The 19,488-nt window shown below is 57.1% G+C and carries 19 protein-coding genes; 16 read left to right on the forward strand and 3 right to left on the reverse strand.

The features are described 5' to 3' along the window. The first annotated feature begins 68 nt into the window (after positions 1-68). Positions 69-1,427 carry a T9SS type A sorting domain-containing protein gene (locus IPH10_02155; protein MBK6909728.1) on the forward strand — a complete coding sequence of 453 codons (1,359 nt, stop codon included), beginning with the start codon at positions 69-71 and terminating at the stop codon, positions 1,425-1,427. Positions 1,428-1,502: 75 nt separating this feature from the next. Here the strand turns inward: IPH10_02155 and IPH10_02160 are convergent, their stop codons facing one another. Continuing rightward, positions 1,503-2,462 (reverse strand): T9SS type A sorting domain-containing protein, encoded by a 960-nt coding sequence (locus tag IPH10_02160; GenBank protein ID MBK6909729.1) that lies wholly within the window; start codon positions 2,460-2,462, stop codon positions 1,503-1,505. Next, positions 2,357-3,007: a PQQ-like beta-propeller repeat protein gene (locus IPH10_02165; protein ID MBK6909730.1), complete on the reverse strand. Its 651-nt coding sequence runs from the start codon at positions 3,005-3,007 to the stop codon at positions 2,357-2,359. Before IPH10_02165 ends, IPH10_02160 begins: the two co-directional genes overlap by 106 nt. Before the next feature lie 438 nt (positions 3,008-3,445). On the opposite strand from IPH10_02165, the gene IPH10_02170 reads away from it, so the two are divergent. The 9 genes from IPH10_02170 (at position 3,446) to IPH10_02210 (ending at position 11,423) form a co-directional block, all read left to right on the forward strand. Next, positions 3,446-3,700, forward strand: coding sequence for a hypothetical protein (locus tag IPH10_02170; GenBank protein ID MBK6909731.1), 255 nt, complete (start codon positions 3,446-3,448; stop codon positions 3,698-3,700). A 110-nt stretch (positions 3,701-3,810) separates the two neighbouring features. Then, positions 3,811-5,061 (forward strand): DNA polymerase IV, encoded by a 1,251-nt coding sequence (dinB, locus tag IPH10_02175; GenBank protein MBK6909732.1) that lies wholly within the window; start codon positions 3,811-3,813, stop codon positions 5,059-5,061. Between the two features lie 362 nt (positions 5,062-5,423). Beyond that, entirely contained in the window at positions 5,424-8,267 is a 2,844-nt protein-coding gene (locus tag IPH10_02180) for a hypothetical protein (GenBank protein MBK6909733.1), read from the forward strand. Positions 8,268-8,354: 87 nt separating this feature from the next. After that, on the forward strand, positions 8,355-8,570 hold the full coding sequence (rpmE, locus tag IPH10_02185) for a 50S ribosomal protein L31 (GenBank protein ID MBK6909734.1): 216 nt from the start codon (positions 8,355-8,357) through the stop codon (positions 8,568-8,570). A gap of 84 nt (positions 8,571-8,654) precedes the next feature. After that, positions 8,655-9,689, forward strand: coding sequence for a DUF1385 domain-containing protein (locus tag IPH10_02190; GenBank protein ID MBK6909735.1), 1,035 nt, complete (start codon positions 8,655-8,657; stop codon positions 9,687-9,689). A 174-nt stretch (positions 9,690-9,863) separates the two neighbouring features. Next, a complete protein-coding gene (locus tag IPH10_02195; protein MBK6909736.1) occupies positions 9,864-10,334 on the forward strand; it encodes a hypothetical protein in 471 nt (156 codons plus the stop codon). Positions 10,335-10,587: 253 nt separating this feature from the next. Continuing rightward, positions 10,588-10,944, forward strand: a complete 357-nt coding sequence (locus tag IPH10_02200; GenBank protein MBK6909737.1) for a hypothetical protein — start codon at positions 10,588-10,590, stop codon at positions 10,942-10,944. Then, the gene (locus IPH10_02205; GenBank protein ID MBK6909738.1) at positions 10,911-11,126 is read left to right on the forward strand and encodes a hypothetical protein; all 216 of its coding nucleotides are present in this window, start codon (positions 10,911-10,913) and stop codon (positions 11,124-11,126) included. The genes IPH10_02200 and IPH10_02205 overlap by 34 nt, the downstream gene beginning before the upstream one ends. A 114-nt stretch (positions 11,127-11,240) precedes the next feature. Continuing rightward, positions 11,241-11,423: a hypothetical protein gene (locus IPH10_02210; GenBank protein ID MBK6909739.1), complete on the forward strand. Its 183-nt coding sequence runs from the start codon at positions 11,241-11,243 to the stop codon at positions 11,421-11,423. A gap of 910 nt (positions 11,424-12,333) precedes the next feature. Here the strand turns inward: IPH10_02210 and IPH10_02215 are convergent. Further along, complete coding sequence (locus IPH10_02215) at positions 12,334-12,654, reverse strand: hypothetical protein (protein MBK6909740.1); 321 nt, start codon at positions 12,652-12,654, stop codon at positions 12,334-12,336. Here IPH10_02215 and IPH10_02220 point away from each other — a divergent pair. The 6 genes from IPH10_02220 to IPH10_02245 all read left to right on the forward strand — a co-directional run bounded on the left by IPH10_02220 (position 12,646) and on the right by IPH10_02245 (position 19,469). Next, a complete protein-coding gene (locus IPH10_02220) occupies positions 12,646-12,906 on the forward strand; it encodes a T9SS type A sorting domain-containing protein (protein ID MBK6909741.1) in 261 nt (86 codons plus the stop codon). The two genes, IPH10_02215 and IPH10_02220, sit on opposite strands and share 9 nt — an antisense overlap. A 260-nt stretch (positions 12,907-13,166) precedes the next feature. Then, positions 13,167-14,243 carry a redox-regulated ATPase YchF gene (ychF, locus tag IPH10_02225; protein MBK6909742.1) on the forward strand — a complete coding sequence of 359 codons (1,077 nt, stop codon included), beginning with the start codon at positions 13,167-13,169 and terminating at the stop codon, positions 14,241-14,243. Between the two features lie 266 nt (positions 14,244-14,509). Continuing rightward, a complete protein-coding gene (pilB, locus tag IPH10_02230) occupies positions 14,510-16,207 on the forward strand; it encodes a type IV-A pilus assembly ATPase PilB (GenBank protein MBK6909743.1) in 1,698 nt (565 codons plus the stop codon). A gap of 2 nt (positions 16,208-16,209) precedes the next feature. Further along, positions 16,210-17,124: a hypothetical protein gene (locus tag IPH10_02235; protein MBK6909744.1), complete on the forward strand. Its 915-nt coding sequence runs from the start codon at positions 16,210-16,212 to the stop codon at positions 17,122-17,124. A gap of 12 nt (positions 17,125-17,136) precedes the next feature. Next, positions 17,137-18,249 (forward strand): type IV pilus twitching motility protein PilT, encoded by a 1,113-nt coding sequence (locus IPH10_02240; protein ID MBK6909745.1) that lies wholly within the window; start codon positions 17,137-17,139, stop codon positions 18,247-18,249. Between the two features lie 17 nt (positions 18,250-18,266). Further along, positions 18,267-19,469, forward strand: coding sequence for a type II secretion system F family protein (locus IPH10_02245; GenBank protein MBK6909746.1), 1,203 nt, complete (start codon positions 18,267-18,269; stop codon positions 19,467-19,469). The last annotated feature ends 19 nt before the right edge of the window (positions 19,470-19,488 follow it).

The raw sequence follows: 19,488 nt of genomic DNA on the forward strand, positions 1-19,488 counted from the left end.
TGATAAATGGGAAACGCTATGGTAAATTGGTAGTAATGCCTGTGCTATTCCATACGGAGGGCCTACCGATGCTGCGTTGTCTATTGATTTGTTCGCTACTGCTGGTAGCTGGGAATGCGTTCGCGGATTATCAGTACGTGATCTATAATTCGACGGGCATGACAACCTGTCCTCCGGAGAGCGCGCCCTTGCCACTTGACTGCATGGGCATGATCTACTGGGATCAGAACGAAAATGGACCGGACGCCGCCGACGCACCACCTCCGGTCGGTGCGTTGCCCGGCCAGTGCAACTTTAACACTTTCCCGTTGAACGGTGAAGCCGGCGGATTTCCACCGCACGCCTTTCTCACCGATCCGATGTTCATCTACCATGGTTCATTCCCAGTCCCTGTTTTCTACGTTGTCTTTGAGTGCGCGGGCGTGCGTTTGACCTCCCGTACTTTCACGGGCAATGGTGCAATCATGGATGTTCAGCTTGACGACGCATGGACCTGTGAGGCGATCGTGGACACCTGCCTGCATGCGGTTGAATTGTATCTGTGGGATATTCCGTCCCTGCCCGAAGACCATCGCCGTATTGTGTACACGGACTGCATTTGGCTTTGCGCTGGTGTGCCGGTAACCATGCATGTCGCCGGGCTGGATGATTTGTGGGGCGTGCGCCATGCCTATGCGACGATTGCTGCCGGATGCGGCGGCGAGACCGCCTGTAATTCCAATGTCGTTTCCCCGGCGGCCAGCCCGCTGTGGGAAAACGGCCAGACGACAGTTGATTTTACTGAATTCTGGCAAGGCACTTCGTTTACATTGAATTCTCCCGTAGCCGGCTGGGCCTGCTTGTACGTGGATATCTTCCTGCCCGTCGAGCAAGGCAGCATTGATGCCGTGGCCGGTGACGGCCGCGTTACGTTGAACTGGAACACCCTTTCGGAAACGGGCGTGGACCGCTTTGAAGTGCTGCGCAAGACTGTGACTTCCGAATATGAAGTCATCGGATCAATTCCGGCGGAGAACAATGCCGCGGGTTCGCACTACTCGTTCTTAGATGAGCAAGCCATCAACGATGTAAGCTATGCGTACACGCTCTCGGTCGTCAACCTCGACGGCTCGCGGCAGGAGTGGGGAGTGGAAGTCAACGCGACGCCGCGCGCCAATATCGTCAGCCAGTTCGCGTTACATCAGAACTATCCCAATCCGTTCAATCCCGAAACACAAATCGAGTTTGATCTGGCTGCCAGCGAACACGTCACGCTGACCGTGTTCAACACCAGCGGCCAGACGGTCACGGAGCTCGTCAACGGAACCCTCGAGACCGGTGCGCACACCGTCAACTTCAACGGATCAGTGCTGTCCGCCGGAGTCTATTTTTACAGACTTCAGGCCGGAAGTTTCACGGAAACCAGAAAGATGCTGCTGCTGAAATAGCGCATTCATCGCTGTAATGAACAAAAGCCGCTCGAGCAATCGGGCGGCTTTTGTGTTACGGGAATCGAGTGGCGCTTACTTCAACATAATCATGCCAATCGTCTCTGCCTGTGTTGCGGTGACGAGATGGCAATAGTAGGCGCCGCTCGCAAGACCTGCGCCGTCGAATCGCACCGTATGCTCACCTGCGGATTGAACGCCGTCGAGAAGTGTGGCAACCTGTCGTCCTAACGCGTCAAACACGGATAGCGTGACGTGCGCCGCGGACGGCAGTTCGTACGTGATCAATGTCGTAGCGTTAAACGGATTCGGGAAATTCTGGCTGAGCGCCCTATCCTCTATCATTGCGGCTGGACGCTGGCGCACTGTGTTCGGCGTCCGGCCGCGAAAGCAGCGTACGTCGGTGCCTGTGCCGCACACGATCATATGCCCGAATTGACCGATCGCCGGATTGCCGATATTTACATTGGGTATCTCTTCGTCCCAGAGAAACTGGAGATTAGCGTCAAACGACAAGAGCTTTCCCTGCGAAAATCCGCCGTTCGTCAGAAACACGACGCCCGCCGTGTCAATGGCCATGCGCGGCTGATAGAAGTCGGATTCGATGACTTGTGATGAATCCAGCGTTGCACCCGTGAGCGGATTGAGCCTGAGCACACGGAACTCACGCGAATAGCTGTAGACGCTGCCGTCAGGACCGATACCCAGTGTCCCGAACGGCACAAAACCAAGTGGAACGCGCCAAAGATCTTGAAAGGACGTGCCATTGTCCTGCAGCGCGACGAGCGAATCTGAAACCACGTTGTTCTGTGTGCGCGGCGCGTAGATTGTTCCGTTAGGACCAATTAGCAGGCTCAACTGTTGAATGAAACCGCCGCCGATACCGCGGCTGGAATAGAGTCTTGCACCGCTCGTCAGATCAAAGGCCGTCACCTTCGGGCCCTGCGGTGAGGCTTCCCATAGGTAGGCCCGCTCGCCAAACACCGCCGCTTCGCTGCCCCCTGAGGTGGGGCTGGTGCGGGCGCTGCGCCACACGCGCGATCCGTTCGTCGCGTCAACCCGCGGATCGCGCTGAAGCCGCCGACAATCAAATCACCGTTGTCCGCAAACGCCGGGCTTTCGGTCGAGCTGTCGTCGAGTGAATCTTCCGATTGCCAGAGAAACTCGCCCGTTTGTGCGTCGAGCGCATAGTAGTAAGAGTAGTTCGTATTCCCCGAGCGGCTGGCATAGACGCGCCCGTCGCGAATCGCCAGCACGCGGCTGCGCCAATCCGTCGCCGGGAAATCCACTGGCAGTTCAGCCGTCCACAGCGTGTCGCCCGTTTCCAAATCGTGCGCGACCATCAGCGTCCCGTGCAGCGGATCCACGATATTGAACGTGCGCGACATCACCGCAATATTGCCTTCAATCACCGCCGGCTGCGCGAACTGCGACGGCAGACTTTCATTCCATAAAATCTGACTGCCATCCGGCCCGAATTCGCTGGTCATGCCGTTACGCTGCGGATTGCCGCCCGTACCCGCATTCCAATCAGCAGCCCAAAGCAGAGCAGGGAAGAGGAGAAGAAGAAGGAGACGCATGGGAGAAATAGAAAATAGAAAATGGAAATAGGAAGGAGGAAACGTGTTACAAAAGAACCATGCCATCATCTCACATCTGAGGGGAACCCGCAGCGGTTGCCGCCGTGGGGAACTCAAACGAAACATTTCCCACAAAGTTCGTCCACGTCGGGTCCCAAACGAACCCGGATCTCCCCAACAACAAAACCGCGAACCCCACCCGCTTCAGAAGTCTGAATCCAGATAGAATTCGCGTTGACATGTTCGTGGACTCCAGGCGGGGCGGCAGGGTGGATCGGCTTGCGAGAAGGTAGCGACCGCCAACCGAATTGTCAAGCCGCTACCCCTTGACTTTTCCCCTCTGATGTCGTATCTTATCCCCTGAACAGACGTTCATCTCCGGCCTTCCCTTGCGCCGGATTTCTTTGACGGGTCATTTGAACAGATGTTTAGATAATCATGAGTGATACCGAACTACTTGATCCCATAGAAGTTATCGCGCTGTTCCAGCACGGTAAGTTGACCCCGATCAAGTTCCGCTGGCGCGAACGGGTGTACCGGGTGTTCCGGGTCAATGGCACGTGGAAGCAAAAAGACGGTACCGCAATGTACCACTTTTTCTCCGTCCACTGTGACGGGCCGGAGGTCTATGAACTCTCCTTCAACAACGAATCCCAGGCCTGGCGCATGGAGCGAATGCGACTCGGAGCGTGAGGGCGGAGGGGATGGGGGATGAATCAGTAGCCTTTCCGCCGTTTCCATTTTGAACTTTTCTATTTCCGTATTCTGACTTTTGACTTCTGATTTTTGACTTCTGATTTCGTATGAGCAAAACCCTCTTCCACCTCGACCTTGACCAATTCTTTGCGGCCGTTGAGATTCGCGACAATCCGAATCTGCGCGGCAAGCCACTGCTTGTCGGCGGATCCCCCGGCGGGCGCGGTGTGGTCACGACGGCGTCCTACGAGGCGCGTAAATTCGGCGTGCGCTCAGGGATGCCCATGCACGAGGCGCTGCAGAAGTGTCCGCAGGCCGTCTGCGTGCGCTCAGATACCGGGCGCTACGTGGATGCGTCGCGCCGCGTGCGCGAGATTCTGGTGGACTATACGGACCGCGTGGAATTTATCTCGATTGACGAGGCCGCGCTCGACGTGAGTGATGTGGTCTGGCAATGGCCCAGTGTCAAAGCGCTGGCCGATGAAATTCAAGAGCGCATCGAGCATGAGGTGGGTATTACCGCTTCCATTGGTGCGGCCGCCTCGCGCTGCGTCGCCAAGCTCGCCAGCGGCATGCACAAGCCGCGCGGCTTTACCCACATTCCACCCTCGAAAATCGCCGAGATCATGGGACCCTTGCCCATAGAAGAAATGAACGGCATCGGCCCGGCCACGAGTCACGTCTTGCACGGGCTCGGCATTCGCACGCTGAATGACTTAGCAATTTACCCGACGGATATCTTGCGCAACAAGCTCGGCGTGCGCGGACCTGAATTGCAATTGCTCGCGCGCGGCGGCGGCAAGAATACCGTCTTGCGGGCCGAGGACCTGCCGCCCGAGAAATCCATGAGCCACGAGACGACGTTCCACGAGGACCAAACGTCCGGCGATGCCATTCTGGGGCGGATGATGCTGTTGTGCGAGAAGGTAGCGCGCCGACTGCGCAATGCGCGGTTGACCGGGCGCGTAGTGACCGTCAAGGTGCGCTACAAGGGCTTCGAGACGCATCATCAGCAGCGAAAGCTCGCGCGCTTCGTGCATCTGGACACGGATATTTTCGTCGCGGCCAAGCTGATCTTCGAGCAGATCTACGATCCAACGCGGCCCGTACGGTTAATTGGTGTGGACATTTCGGATTTGGTGCCGATGGGACGGGTGCTGCAGGAGGAGCTGTTCGCGCCGCGGCAGGACCGCGATGCGCTGACGCACGCCTGTGACGATATCAAGGAGCGCTTCGGCGCCAACCTGATCGGTTATGCGGGACACATGACCGGACCCAAGGATCGCTATCATTCGGCTCGGCGGGGCCGCGAGTTTGGTTCGATTTCCTTTCGCTATCCCGGCATGAACGGCCGATAGCGGGGGAGAAGCTTTCGTTCGAGAACAGGATGAAATGCGGCCTGGGTGTATTGCTTGGAGGTACTCCCGGGCCGCGACCAAATTCAAAACTCCCGGTGTGCGGCACCGGGAGTTTTTTGTTCGAAAGCACACGGCATACTCGGCGCAGTGCAACGGGCTTATGTAGCGGATGGCCATCTGCCCGCATTGGACCGAAGCCAGATAATACTCGTACGGTTCATTGCGCCAATTCAACGAAATCTATTTTAAGATAATATTAATCAACATATTATAAAACATATCTTTCGCGCTCGCAATTCTTGACCAGTGGTCAGTTCGGCCTTATATTATAGGATAAATAATTCTGGGAATTGGGGGTCACTATGTCTTTTCTGCTCATTCTTCTAATTGCCTCGTCGTTGTGCGCCGCGCCCATTGACACCGTCTGGACGCGCAAGTTCGGCACGACACTGACCGACTTGGCGCAAGGCGGCAGCGCAGACCTAAGCGGTGGCTACATCACGACAGGATACTATCAGCATCCTGCTCCGAGCCCGCGCGGACAGGACATGCTGGTTGTGCGCGTGAACTCATCCGGCGACACCATCTATGCGCGCACCTTCGGCGGCAATTCCTCAGACAACGGTACCGACGTGCACGTCTCACCGTCCCAGACTCTTATCGCCGGAACCACATCCTCGTTCGGAGCAAATCCCTCCAACTTATTTGTCGTTGCGCTGAATGACAACGGAGATTCCCTCTGGACGCGCAACTACGACTTCGGCGCAACTGATGTTGCATTCGCACTGAAGCGCTCCGTCTCAGGTGACTACTACATCGGCGGCTACTCAATTGCATCCGGCAACTCCAGCTTCTTGTTGTTGAAGATTGACTCCACCGGTAATTTACTATGGTCGGAGACGCTTGGCGGGAGTGGCATTGACTGGGCCTTCGATGTTGAGCCGTTAGCCGATGGCGGCTGTTTGATAGCAGGCGGCAGCGCCAGCTTCGGTGCTGGTGCGCCGCCGCGCATGAACGGATGGCTCGTGCGCTATGATTCAACCGGTGACACCGTTTGGACACGCACCTACGGCACCGCGGCCCTTGATGAGCGCATCAATGACATCGAACCGACAAGTAATGGCGGTTTCCTCTTAGCAGGATATCAAGACGATCCATTTGGCGATCTGGATGTCTTTGTCGTCAAGGTTGACTCCAACGGCATCGAAGAGTGGAGCAACGTCTATGGCGGATCAAGCGATGACGATGCCCTCGGAATTGTTGTTGACTGCGACCGCTACATGGTCGCCGGCCACACAACGTCATACGGAGCTGGAGGTCGCGATGCCTACTTCCTAACGCTGGATCAAAATGGCGACACGCTATGGACGATGACCTTAGGCGGCACGCTCGATGACATGTTGTACGCAATTCACTCCGGCTGCACGACCGGCGAGCATCCGGGCTACTATGCCACAGGCCTCACGCGCAACGGCACCAGCGGCCCGCAAGACGCATGGCTCGTCAGGCTTGCCGCCGAACCGCGTCTTGAGTTTACGGCGCCTCAACCGTGCGACCGCTTTGTCTTCGGAGATATGATCAATGCGACATGGGATGACGACGGCCTGGAGGGATTCCCTGATGTTTCTCTCGAACTGAACCGTGACTATCCGAACGGCGCATGGGAAGTGCTTAACGCATCGTTCGTCAACAGCGGCTCGTTCAGCTTTGCGGCAACATCGCCGGCATCCTACCACTGCCGCTTGCGGCTGACGAAACTCGGCGGTGTCTCCGGTCAATGGATCAGCGACGAGTTCTCCGTTGTCCCACCTGGAGCGTTAACTCCGCCGCAGGTAGACTGGGACAGCAGTTACTTCCAAACCATCATCCGCGACATCGAGTATGTCGAGAGCGACGCCGGATTCGCTTATCCGCTCGGTGCATCCATCACCAAACGCGACTCGATCGGCGGATTCCTCTGGGACTACGCGCTTCCTAATCCCGGGAATGTCTATAACTACGGCGCAGCGGATATTGGCGAAATGAACAACGGCGACTTGTTAGCTGCGATAACCATGGATTCCGCCGGCACGTCCGATCCATCGTCTATGTTCGTGTTGCGCCTGACTTCAACGGGCAGCGTTTCTCCGCTAAACGTTGGAGGAAGGCCGATGGGAAGATCCGCAGTGGCAACGGAAATCCTCCCCGATGCTTCGGGAGGATTCTGGCTATTGGGCAACACCTATCCCGACGGTGGAGGTTTTGGGCCTCTACCTGCCGTGATTCACTATCCCGACACGAACGTGCCGCAGCTGCTGGATATGTACTTCTGTTCTGCGCAGGGCGCTGCACTCGCGGACAGCGGCGTTCTGTTAGCGGCATACTCAGGTGATCCCTTTGCATCCGCCGTAAACGTGCATCTTGTCCTGGTCAACGAATCGTACGACACGGTGTGGACGCGCACATACGATTTTGGTGGGAACGATACGCCCGAGCGCGTGCTCCGGCATTCAAGCGGAAATCACGTTGTGATGGGGAACACCTCGCCCTTCATCGGCGGCTCCAACACGGCATTCTTCCTCGAAGTGGATGCCAACGGCGATTCGTTGCGGTCATGGACTTACAGCGAGCGCAATAACGTCGAGCTGCACGGCCTCGCCGAAGACGGTGACGGCGGAATCATTGCTGTTGGCACCACAAATTTCACGGCCCAACCAAGCGATTTCGTATTGGTGAAGTTCGATTGCGACGGCGCAATCATGTGGGAGCAAATCTACGGCGGTGCCAACAGCGAGACGTTCTGGGATGTTGCCGTGACCAATGACGATGGCTACCTTGCCGCCGGATCGCGCTTCTTCCCGTCGGGGCCGGGACTCGGCGATGACCGAGGCACGGCAGTGAAGTACGGCAGCGAGACATTCTATGTTCCGCCCGCATGCGTCGCGGCGGATAGTCTCGTGATTCTCCACAACGCAGGTGCGAACTCCAACACGTTGACCTGGGTCGGCCCGGATAACGGCGCATTCTTCATCTACAGCACGACCGATCCGCTGGCCGTTTACCCAGCGGGCACATGGTCGCTAATCGGCTGCACTGAACCCGGCCCGCCGCCAGCCGCATCCGTCATGAGTTGGACCGACTTCGATCTGTCCCCCGCACAAAAATTCTACGTCGTCGTCCACGCCTGCAACCAATCCTGCGGCGGCGGCAGCAGCTTGGGCCAGTAAACATGGCGTATCATGGTGGAGAGCCCCCGCCTTGACTTTCCCCCCCAAATTCGCTATATTCCGCGTTCAACTTCGAGGATTTTGTATATGAAGCCTGACATCCATCCCGCTTATCACCTTGTTACCATTGAATGTGCGTGCGGAAACTCGTTCCAGACACGTGCGTCCCGTAACGAAAACCCCTGGAAGGTCGAAATCTGCAACGCCTGCCACCCCTTCTTTACGGGTCAGCAGAAATTGCTGGATACGGCCGGCCGTGTTGATAAGTTTCGCAAGAAATATCAGAAGTTTGCGACTAAGTAGTCCGCAGCTAAGTCTTTCCAGTAGGCGGTGTCTCGTGCGAGGCATCGCCTTTTCTGCATTCTGGGGGGTAAAGGAATCCCGTCAATGACCAATAATCCCACAGATTCGTCCGTCAACCGCCAGCACATGTCCACCGAACTGGCCATGGGCGGTCAGGCCCTGATCGAGGGCGTCATGATGCGCAGCCCGCACCGCGTCGCCATGGCCGCCCGCACGCCGGACGGCGGCATCGCCCTCCGGGCCTACCCCTATCGGCCCATCACCCGGCGCAATAAGTTCCTCGGCCTGCCCATCCTCAGAGGGGCTATCGGCATGGTCGAGGCCATGAAAGTCGGGGTGGACGCCCTGAACTGGTCGGCCGACAAATCCACACCCGCCGATGAAAATGCCAAGCCCGCCTCGTTCAAGGACAAGCTGCTCGGCGCGCTTTCTACGGTGCTCGCGATCAGCCTGGGCGTCGGTATCTTTCTATACCTGCCGTACGTCCTGGCTCGCGTGGTCGTAGGCGGGGAAGAGAACCAGATTCCCTTCCACCTGATCGCCGGCGGCGGACGGGTGATTGCCCTGATCGGCTATATGTGGATTATCTCGAAGTTCAAAGACATCTTTCGCGTCTTCCAGTATCACGGTTCCGAACACAAGACGATCTTCGCCTACGAACAGGGCCAGAAGCTCGAACCGGCCCAAGTCTTGAAGCAGACGCGCTTCCACCCGCGCTGTGGGACGAGTTTCCTGCTGATCGTGGCCATTCTCGCGATTATCTTCTTCGTGGTCGTAGACTCGATTGTAGTGGCACTGTGGGGACCCTACCGCAACGCCGCCACGCGCTTGTTGGCCCATCTGCCGCTGATTCCGCTGGTGGCCGGGGTGTCCTTCGAATTCCTGAAGTTTTCGGCCAAGCACGTCCGCAACCCGTTCATCAACGCCCTGATCCAGCCCGGCCTGTGGCTGCAGCGGATCACGACCAAGGAGCCCGAGGCTCCGATGTGCGAGGTGGCCATTTGTGCCCTGGAAGAGGCTCTGCGCGACCCGCAGGACAATGTTGAGGTCGAGACCGTCTTTCCGCCCGGCACGCGCCCCCATTCGCGGGCTGCGGCTCCTCTGGCCGCGATGTTCTAAACAGTGGCGCGGGAATTGCGCCGTTCCGTGTGACCAACATCCCTGTCTGTGACGCTCCGCGCTCCAGCGACAACGGGTCCGGTGTCCACGCCGGGGGGGCTTGACAAAGTGTGAAGAGAGTTGTATCTTCAAAAGTTAGACAATCCATCTGAACTGCCGCAGGCAGGCAAGACCATGAAATATCTGCTGATTTTGATGTTGGGGCTGGGCCTTTTGGGACCGGCGGCGTTGGCGGGGGACTCGTGCTGCAAGTCCAGCAGCAAGTGTTGCCCGGAAGATCCGTATGCCAATCCGGACTGGGGCTACAGCTACCGCAACGCGCATTATCTGCCGGACAATCCGCCGGCCGAACTGGAAGCCTTCTGGCACAAGCTGATTCCGATGCTGGAAGCCCGGCACACGGCCGAGTCGGCCTATCTGCGCGAGTATTCCAAGGAATTGCTCACCTATGCCCGTGATGTTAAGGGTTCGCTGGACGAGGGCACGCGCTATCAGAAGCATTTCTACAACGAAGCCGCCGCCGATCTCGTGCGCGCCTGCAAGGAATTGCATGTGCTGAGCTACGGTGCGCCGTCGCCGTCGTTGTATGCCGAGATGCACAAAGTCGAAGAAGCCTACGTGCGCCTGGCCAACCTGTGTGAATAAGAAAGTCCTTTCGATAATTTCGCAAACTTAGGTCGGGCCTCCGGCCCGACAAGGTCAAGCGAGACTGGGAAGATCAGCCCGCCCTTTTGGGCGGGCTGATTTGCTAAGCCTGGAGGCCACGAAAATGTCAACGCGAATTCTATCTGCATTCAATCTTTTGAAGCGGGTGGGGTTCGCGGTTTTGTTGTATGCGCGTTGCGCCTTTGCGCAGCCCTACGAGCCGACTTATTTGTTGGATGTTACGGGAGGGTACTTGGATTCAATTTGCAATCCATGGGATCAAGACGGAGATGGCTTTGAGGATTTTTTCGTCTATGCAGCTTCCGAAGAAGTGCAGGTCGGGATTATTGGCAAGGCTCACGAGGAGTTAAGGACTTTTGAGTTTGGAAGATTTGACTCGCTGTCGGGTTTGGCTGGTTTGATGCGGCCTTTGATGCGGGATTTACAGTTCCGGCAGGAGATGTCAATGGAGATGGGCATGCCGACATCATGCGCACGTTGTGCGTTTGGTACGATGGACTGTGACCTCTATCCCTATTGGGCGGTCCGGGCGTTTCGACACCATACCGGACTGGAATGGACCTGTCACAAGTCTGGATCACCAACGTAGGCGACTACAACGGTGATGGCCGTGATGATTATACGAGTCGTCCGTTGAGTGCGCAGTATTTCGGGTTGTATTTTGGGCAGGAACCGCCGCTGTCGCAGGAGTATGAGTGGGAGCACACTCCCAACCGGAATCACATGGGGTTTGGCGACGTGAACGGCGACGGGTTCTGGATTTTGGAATGAGCTACTTCATTCACGACTCGCGGATAGAGATGTTCTTGGGCTCGGCGGATGCGACTCCATGCCTTTGGTTTCTACCAATATGGACCAGACGATCCAGGCCTAATAGAGGCCGGATTGTGGGTGACATTAATGGTGATGGATACGACGACATTGTCGCATACTTTGCCATTTGAAATGGCGCGCAAGCATGTCTATTACGGACAGCCGAGCTTGATTTTTACTGGGGAAACGGGAATGAAATCGCCGGTTATGTCACACCGCTGGCGCGCGGACGGATTTGATGACTATGCACTATGACGCCCGAGGTTGGCTGCGGGACCCTCTGAACTCCGGCGTGGATCTGAGTCCACCGAGGCGACCGCCGGTGAAGGGCGTGGGTGGCTCGGCGCGTGGCGCGCCGGAGCGCACGCGTTGCGGCGGAGGCTCCGGCGGAAATCCCAGCAGCTCGCCTCCGTCCTGGAGATTCCGCTGGAAGTAACGGGAACGGGAACGCACACGTCACGCTGACCATGCCAACACGCTTGGCGATCGCCACAGTTTTTCGCAAACGGAATTCACGGTCTAACCTGCGGCTCGAGGGACCCCGCGGAGCGGCGCTCCAAAATTTGCAAGGATACCAAGACGGGGGGCTTCGTGACTTTGACTTCAATCCTAAATCGAATGACATCGCGCTTCGCTCTATTAGGAACGACGTAAGTATCGCCACTTTCAGGTTGGGGACGAGTTTTCTGGTCGGAGCGCCGGGGGGACGGCCACCCAGTTTTGCGCCTATACCTACTATTTCTGGGCGGTCCCGGCGTGTTTGACACGCTTGCAGATTGGGTGGCGACCTGACCACAATGCGATTCACCAACGTAGGGGACTACAACGGTGAGGCCGGAGATAGTCGCCGTGAGTGCACATTTCGGGTTGTATTTGGGGCGGGCCGGCTGTCCAGGGATGAGGGGCACCCAACCGGAATCACATGGGGTTGGCGACGTGAACGGCGACGGGTTCTCGGAGGGAATGAGCCCTGGGTGCGGCTCTTTCGGTCCGAAGCAGACTCTGTCCGGTGTTATCCAGCCCAGGAGAGGTAGGGCAGGATGTTGGCGATGTCAAGGGAGGGTTGACGACGTTTAACACTGTCCTGGTCGGCCAGCGCTGGCCTTGTATCGGGGAATGAAATGGACGGACCAAGGCTCTGGGGCGATGGATGGCCCAGAGTATGTCACGCCATGGCGACGTCAGCGATGCCTTTGACGACTATGCTTTTACGATAATGAGGCTTGAATACCAAATCGAGGTCTGGCTTGGGCGGTAATCCGTTACCCACCGCACCTGCATGGGTTCTTGAGGCCCACGGCATGACTACCCATACCGCATCGGTGAAGCGGGCGATTTTAACGGAGACGGGATAGATGACTGGTTCTTCTCGGCGTATCACGGTCTCGAAGAGCGTGGCCGCATCATCGTGGTTGCCGGAGACCGCAACTTCGGCGTTGCGGCGGATGACAATCCTGCGACAATCCCCGCCGCATTTGTGCTCCATGCCTGTTATCCCAATCCGTTCAACAGCAGTGTGACGATTCCGCTGGAGGTTACGGGGCCGGAGTCGCAGCACGTCACGCTGACCATTGCCAACACCCTCGTACAGATCGCCTACAGTTTTTCGCAGACGGATTTCACTCCTGGCCTGCACACGCTGCGCTGGAACGGCAGCGACGCCGCCACTGGACTCTATTTCGTCACCGCACATTCCCATAACGCTCGGCACATACAGAAGATCCTCCTAATCAAATGAGGGAAATCATCATGCGGAACATGACATCCTCTGGCGTTGCCCAGACTCGCCCCTTGACACATCCGTTCAAATTTCGTATATTAAAGATTGCCCAAACAACTCGCGGCGGCGTGCGCTGCGCGTGCCCCGAACGCCTGCCTCATTAAAAACAGTCCCTTCCGTTCCGACAATTGTGAGCGTTTAACGCAAAAACAAGATTTTAGCTTCGTCCCGCTTCCGCTTCACACTTCTGACTTCAGACTTCATACTTTACCCCACCCGTGAATATCGGCCTAATCGGCGCCCCGCAGTCGGGCAAAACCACCGTCTTCCACCTTCTGACCGGCACTGAGCCGGATGCCGCCGCCGCGCACAAGCGCGAAACGCTGCGCGCCATGACGCATGTCCCCGACCCGCGTGTGGACAAACTCGCCGAAATGAGCGAGTCGCGTAAAATCGTCTATACCACCGTCGAATACCTCGACACGCCCGGTCTCGAAGAAGGCGCGTCCAAACAGAGCTGGTTCGAAGGCGTGTTCTCGGGCGAACTCAAGAATTCCGATGCCCTCGGTCTGGTCGTGCGTGGTTTCGAGTTGGATGGGGCCGATGCGCCTGACGCGCCGCGCGACATTCGCCGCATCCAGGACGAACTCATCTTCAGCGACCTCGTCGTCATTGACAAGCGCCATGAGAAACTCCTAAAGCAGGTGCGCGTCAAATCGCCGTCCGCGCAGGAGACCATGGAGCTGTCCGTCCTCGAACGCGCCAAAGAGCGGCTCGAGGCCGGGAAGCCGCTGCGCACGCTCGCCCTCGAGTTCCACGAGAAAAAGGCTCTGCGCGGCTTCCAACTCTTGAGCGAAAAGCCGATGCTCGTCGTACTCAACCTCGCCGAAGGGGACCTGAACCAGGCCGAAGCGCTCGCCGCCAAACTGACCGCAGAGTTCGCCGCCGACGCCATGGCCGTCATCGGCCTGTCCGCCGGTATCGAAGGCGAAATCGCCCGGCTCGATGACGAAGAGCGCGCCGTGTTCATGAGCGATCTGGGCATCACAACCTCCGCCCGCGACCGCGTCCTCCAGGCGAGCTACGCGCTGCTCGGCCTGCAGAGCTTCCTGACCACCGGCGACAAAGAGACCCGTGCCTGGACCATCCGCGCCGGCGAAACCGCCCTCGACGCTGCCGGCGTGATCCACAGCGATCTGGCCAAAGGCTTCATCCGCGCCGAAGTTGTCCACTACGACGACTTCGTCCGCGAAGGCGGCTATCCAGGCTGTAAAGGGAAAGGACTGGTCCGCCTCGAGGGGAAAGAATACGTCGTCAAGGACGGCGACATCCTCGTCATCCGGCACAGTGGTTGAAAGATACTTCAAGCAACACTCGCAAGACCCGCTGATTCGTCAGCGGGTCTTTTTTTGCAATGGTTATTTGCGGCGGTCGCGCGCCTTCAACGTTAGCCGGACAAACTGTCCGAAAAGCACGAGCTTGGCAGGAAAATCGGCAGTTCCGCGCGAAACGATGAAGCAGAATGCGATGTTTCCGTGGCATGCACTTTGCGAACAATTGGCGTGATGCAAAGGCAATCTCCCGCAACGTTGGAAACGGTAAACAGCAGGCACAAGCATTCATGAGTTCGCGGCTACCGAATCTGCTGATCAGTAACGAACTGATCACGCAAGAGCAGTATCTCATCTTCAAGTCGCGCCAGAAGGACTCCGGCAATTCTGTTGTGACCGAACTGACGAAGCTCGGGGTCATCAGCGAAGAACAGATTGCGCAGTTCATCAGCAGCTACTACAGTCTCGAGCTCGTGGATCTCGAAAAGACCACCGTGCCCGAGGCCGTGCTGAAACTGTTGTCGAAGGACTTCATCCAGAAGTACCAGGTGCTGCCGCTGACGCGTTCGGGCAAGACGCTGCGCGTCGCGCTGGTGGATCCCAGCATTGACTTCGTGCTCGAAGATATCAAATTCATCACGGGCTTCAACGTGCAGCCCGCGGTGTGCACTGAAACCCAGTTCCTGCGAGCGATTGAGCGTTACTACCAGATGGGCGGAACGCTCAACAAGATCCTCGCGGACATGGGCGACGACAGCAATGTTGAAGTCGTCTCGCAAAGCAACGACGCCGAGCTTGACCGGCTCAAGGAAGAAGGCGAGACCGCGCCGGTCGTCAAGCTCGTAGATGGCATACTAACCGACGCCGTCAACAAGCGCGCCTCGGACATCCACCTCGAACCCTACGAAAATCAATTCCGAGTCCGGTTCCGTATTGACGGTGTTCTCATAGAGGTCATGTCGCCGCCTTCGCACTTGAAAGCGGCGATTGTGTCGCGCATCAAGATCATGGCGAAGCTGAATATCGCCGAGCGCCGCGTGCCGCAAGACGGCCACATCAAAATGAAACTGGGCGACCGCGGCATTGACTTGCGCGTGTCGTCGCTGCCGACGCTCTTCGGCGAGAAGATCGTGATGCGTATTCTCGACAAGACGAATCTTACCCTTGACTTGAACGGATTCGGCTTCAGCGAAAAGGCGCTCTCGGATTTCGAGCGAGCGATCCGCCTGCCGCACGGCTTGATTCTTGTTACCGGACCCACGGGATCGGGCAAGACCACCACATTGTACAGCGTCCTTTCGAAGATAAACACGCCGACCGTCAACACGATGACGGCCGAGGATCCCGTTGAGTACAACTTCGCCGGATTGAATCAGGTACAGGTCAAGGACGACGTCGGTCTGACATTCGCGTCGGCGCTGAAATCGTTCCTGCGGCAGGACCCGGATATCATCATGATCGGCGAGATTCGTGATCTTGAAACCGGCTCGATTGCCGTGCGCGCCGCACTCACGGGCCACCTTGTGCTCTCCACGCTGCATACAAATTCAGCTTCCGCGACCATCACGCGTATGATTGACATGGGTATCGAGCGTTTTCTCGTGTCGTCGTCCGTGAATCTGGTGCTTGCGCAGCGATTGCTTCGTAAGATCTGCAAAAAGTGCAAAGTGCCGATTGACGTGCATCCGGAGGCGTTGCGCGAAGTCGGGCTTGATCCCGAGCAACTCAAAGGCCACACCTTCTACCATGGCGCGGGCTGCGCGGAATGCAACGGCAGCGGGTACCGCGGACGAACGGGTATATATGAGGTGATGCCGATGTCCTCTAAAATCCGCGAAATGGTGCTTGATGGCAAAAACACGTATGAAATAGAGGCGCTTGCCGTGAAGGAAGGAATGTTGACGCTGCGCATGGATGCCTGCGAAAAATTCAAGAACGGCATCACGACTATCCAGGAAGTGCTGCGGATCACGGGCGAAGGACACTAATCATGAGCACAAGGATCGGCCTCTACTTAGAGCGCCTTACGCTGGATGATCTGTTGTTCCTTGAGAGTGAGCTGGAGCGGCGCAAAGAAAAGTACCGGCGCCAGCATGTCGTGATGGCCGTCCAGAGCGAACAACGACTGCTGACGACACTGAAGCGTGATAAGCTGACGATCATCGCAAAGGAGATGCGCCGCTACGTGCATGAATGCGCCGTGGCCGGCAATGGCGTAGTCTTGGCGTTCTCGCCGGAATCGTCGCTCATGCTGTTTCGTGACGTAAAGAGCGCGGCTGCCACCGCCGCGCGGTTGCTCACGACGCTCGCCGATTTGAATGGCAGACTCAAAGCAGAAACATCCAGCATTGCTCTGAAGTTGGGAATGGCGACCGGAAGTGATGTACTGGCTGCGGGTTCGATGCGCTCGGTGCGACAGTCAGTGCTCGTTAAGCGCGCCGGGCATTGCGCGTGGAAGGCGCCGGCGGGAAGCATGCTGATGGACGAACACTGTGCGCAGCAATGGGAGCCGCGCAACGAGGCGCTGCGCTTACCCATGGAAGTTGACGGCATTACAATCTATCGCGCAAACCCGGCGGCGACCAACAATACCACGACCGGCGCGGATGACGACCGTCTAATCGCCTACCTGGATGCTGTGGTCAGTAAAGGCATTTCCACGTTGAAATACTTCCTGCTGCGTGAAGACACCGCCGATGACGCCGAAGCCTGGACGCAATCGAATGGGCGTGCTGTAATCACGCTCGAAGGATTTGATCCAAGCACCATGAAGAACTTGTCATTCACGACACGCTGCCCGTTGAATGACTACGCGAACAAGGTGGACGCCATACGCCGGCTAATCAGCGACCGCGGCTTAGGGCTTGTAAAACACGAAGAGTCAATGCCGATTATCGCGGCCTAATGAGGAGATAGAATGTCCGCTAAACTTGACATACGTAAACTTCTGGAAGAGCTCATCGCGGCGCGGGGAAGCGACTTGCACATCGCCGTGAATAGTCCGCCGCGCGTGCGAGTTGACCAGCAGCTCGTACCGCTGAAGTACGATGCACTTTCACCGGATGACTGCCGCGTATTGGCGTACAGCGTACTGACCGACAAGCAGCAGAAAAAGCTCGAGTTGGACTACGAAGTGGACTTTGCTTTCGGAATTGAAGGGTTGTCTCGTTTTCGCGGCAACATCTTCTTCCAGCGCGGCTCGTTGACGACGGTAATCCGCGCGATTCCGTTCACGATTCCGCAAATGGAGCAGCTTAGACTGCCGCGCATTTGCCAAGCGTTTCCGAATAAACCCAAGGGATTAGTGCTTGTCACCGGTCCGACAGGATCGGGAAAGTCCACGAGCCTGGCCGCCGTGATTGACCGCATTAACACCGAACGCCCCGTGCACATCATTACTATTGAAGATCCAGTTGAGTATGTGCATTCTCATAAGCGAGCGTTGGTCAATCAGCGCGAAGTCGGCGCAGATACGAAGAGCTTCGCAACCGCATTGAAGTTTGTGCTGCGCCAAGACCCGGACGTTATCCTCGTCGGTGAAATGCGCGACCAGGAAACGATTCAGGCGGCGCTTACCGCAGCGGAGACCGGGCACTTGGTGTTTGCGACATTGCACACCAATTCGGCGACCGAATCCGTCAACCGTATTATTGACGTGTTTCCACCACACCAGCAAGGGCAGGTGCGCGCACAGCTCTCCATGTCACTGGAGGCTGTCATGACGCAAAAACTAATACCCAAGAAATCCGGGCCTGGCGTTGTGTTGGCTGCGGAGGTGATGATCTTAACACCGGCAATTCGCGCGTTGATTCGCGAGAATAAGGTGCACGAAATGTACGGTTTGCTGCAAGTGTCGCAGAAATACGGAATGCAAACCCTGAACATGTCGTTATTCGATCTGGTTATGACCAAGCAAATCAGCCCAGAGCGCGCACTGATGGTGGCGAATGTGCCGGAAGAGTTGCAGCGCATGCTGGGATTGACTCCGCAGCCCGTGCAAGCTGGCGGATCACGCATTCAGCCGAAGTAAACAGGGAGACTTAGACCATGCCAGTCTTTGTATATAATGGCCGTGGCGCAGGCGCCCGACCCGTGTCGGGTGAAATTGAGGCGTCTGACAAGCAGGAGGCTATGTCGAAACTGCGGCAGCGGCGCGTCGTCGTTCAAGACCTGCGCAGCAAGCCGAAAGATCTCAAAGTCGGTGGAATGGGCGGCGGCGTCGGGACGAAGGACCTCAAGATCTTCGCACGTTTGTTCGGCACGATGATCAATGCCGGCTTGCCGATCGATCAGTGCTTGCAAATCCTTGTGGACCAGATGCAAAACAAGAGATTCAGACGCACAATCGCTGAAGTGCATAATCAGGTCGCAGGCGGCGAATCGCTCTCAGAGGCGATGAGCAAGCACAAAGCGGTGTTCGACAACTTGTTTGTGCACATGGTTGCCGCAGGTGAAACGGGCGGCGCGTTGGCCATGGTTTTCAATCGTCTGGCAATTTATCTCGAAAAGGCGGATGCGCTAAAACGCAAAGTCAAAGGCGCGATGATCTATCCTGCCGTGATCGCATGCGTTGCCCTAAGCGCGACGATATTCCTGCTGATCAAGGTCATCCCGGTGTTTGCAGGAATGTTCAAAGATCTTGGCGCGGAATTGCCGAAGCCGACTCAATTCGTGCTGGCATTGTCAGACCTCGTGCAGAAGACATTTCTACCCGGCATGGGTGTTTTGATTATCGCGTTCTTTGTCTTTCGCAAGTGGCACAAAACTGCCAACGGCAAAGCGACGGTAGATAAGTTTCTATTGAAAACGCCGGTGATCGGCGGTGTGATCCGCAAAACGGCCGTCGCTCGATTCACGCGCACGCTCGGCGTGCTGATCTCGTCGGGCGTTCCGATTCTACATGGGCTTGAGATCACGGCCAAGACGGCGGGTAACACGGTGATTCAAAAGGCGGTGGATCGAGTGCGCAAGGAAGTTAGCGAAGGTCGCAACATCACACAGCCGCTCATGGAGACCGCTGTCTTCCCGGCGATGGTGTGCCAGCTCATCGCTGTTGGTGAGCAGACCGGACGACTCGCGGAAATGCTTGAGAAGATCGCGGATTTTTATGACGAAGAAGTTGACGCCGCGGTCGCCGCGATGACGTCCTTGATCGAACCCGTTGTCATCGTGCTGATGGGCGCGGTCATCGGCGGTATGCTTGTGTCCATGTACTTGCCGATGTTTGACATGATCGGCGCGATTAAGTAAACCCAGAACTGCAGGACGC

This window comes from bacterium, from assembly GCA_016702305.1.
In the GTDB taxonomy this organism is placed as follows: domain Bacteria; phylum Electryoneota; class RPQS01; order RPQS01; family RPQS01; genus JABWCQ01.

Bases quoted from the DNA above. Each gene is read 5' to 3' on its own strand.
- IPH10_02205 (MBK6909738.1), top strand. From the start codon at position 10,911: ATGGACCTGTCACAAGTCTGGATCACCAACGTAGGCGACTACAACGGT.
- IPH10_02245 (MBK6909746.1), top strand. From the start codon at position 18,267: ATGCCAGTCTTTGTATATAATGGCCGTGGCGCAGGCGCCCGACCCGTG.
- IPH10_02215 (MBK6909740.1), bottom strand. From the start codon at position 12,654: ATGGAGCACAAATGCGGCGGGGATTGTCGCAGGATTGTCATCCGCCGC.
- IPH10_02180 (MBK6909733.1), top strand. From the start codon at position 5,424: ATGTCTTTTCTGCTCATTCTTCTAATTGCCTCGTCGTTGTGCGCCGCG.
- IPH10_02170 (MBK6909731.1), top strand. From the start codon at position 3,446: ATGAGTGATACCGAACTACTTGATCCCATAGAAGTTATCGCGCTGTTC.
- dinB (MBK6909732.1), top strand. From the start codon at position 3,811: ATGAGCAAAACCCTCTTCCACCTCGACCTTGACCAATTCTTTGCGGCC.
- IPH10_02240 (MBK6909745.1), top strand. From the start codon at position 17,137: ATGTCCGCTAAACTTGACATACGTAAACTTCTGGAAGAGCTCATCGCG.
- IPH10_02165 (MBK6909730.1), bottom strand. From the start codon at position 3,007: ATGCGTCTCCTTCTTCTTCTCCTCTTCCCTGCTCTGCTTTGGGCTGCT.
- IPH10_02235 (MBK6909744.1), top strand. From the start codon at position 16,210: ATGAGCACAAGGATCGGCCTCTACTTAGAGCGCCTTACGCTGGATGAT.
- pilB (MBK6909743.1), top strand. From the start codon at position 14,510: ATGAGTTCGCGGCTACCGAATCTGCTGATCAGTAACGAACTGATCACG.
- rpmE (MBK6909734.1), top strand. From the start codon at position 8,355: ATGAAGCCTGACATCCATCCCGCTTATCACCTTGTTACCATTGAATGT.
- IPH10_02155 (MBK6909728.1), top strand. From the start codon at position 69: ATGCTGCGTTGTCTATTGATTTGTTCGCTACTGCTGGTAGCTGGGAAT.
- IPH10_02195 (MBK6909736.1), top strand. From the start codon at position 9,864: ATGAAATATCTGCTGATTTTGATGTTGGGGCTGGGCCTTTTGGGACCG.
- IPH10_02190 (MBK6909735.1), top strand. From the start codon at position 8,655: ATGACCAATAATCCCACAGATTCGTCCGTCAACCGCCAGCACATGTCC.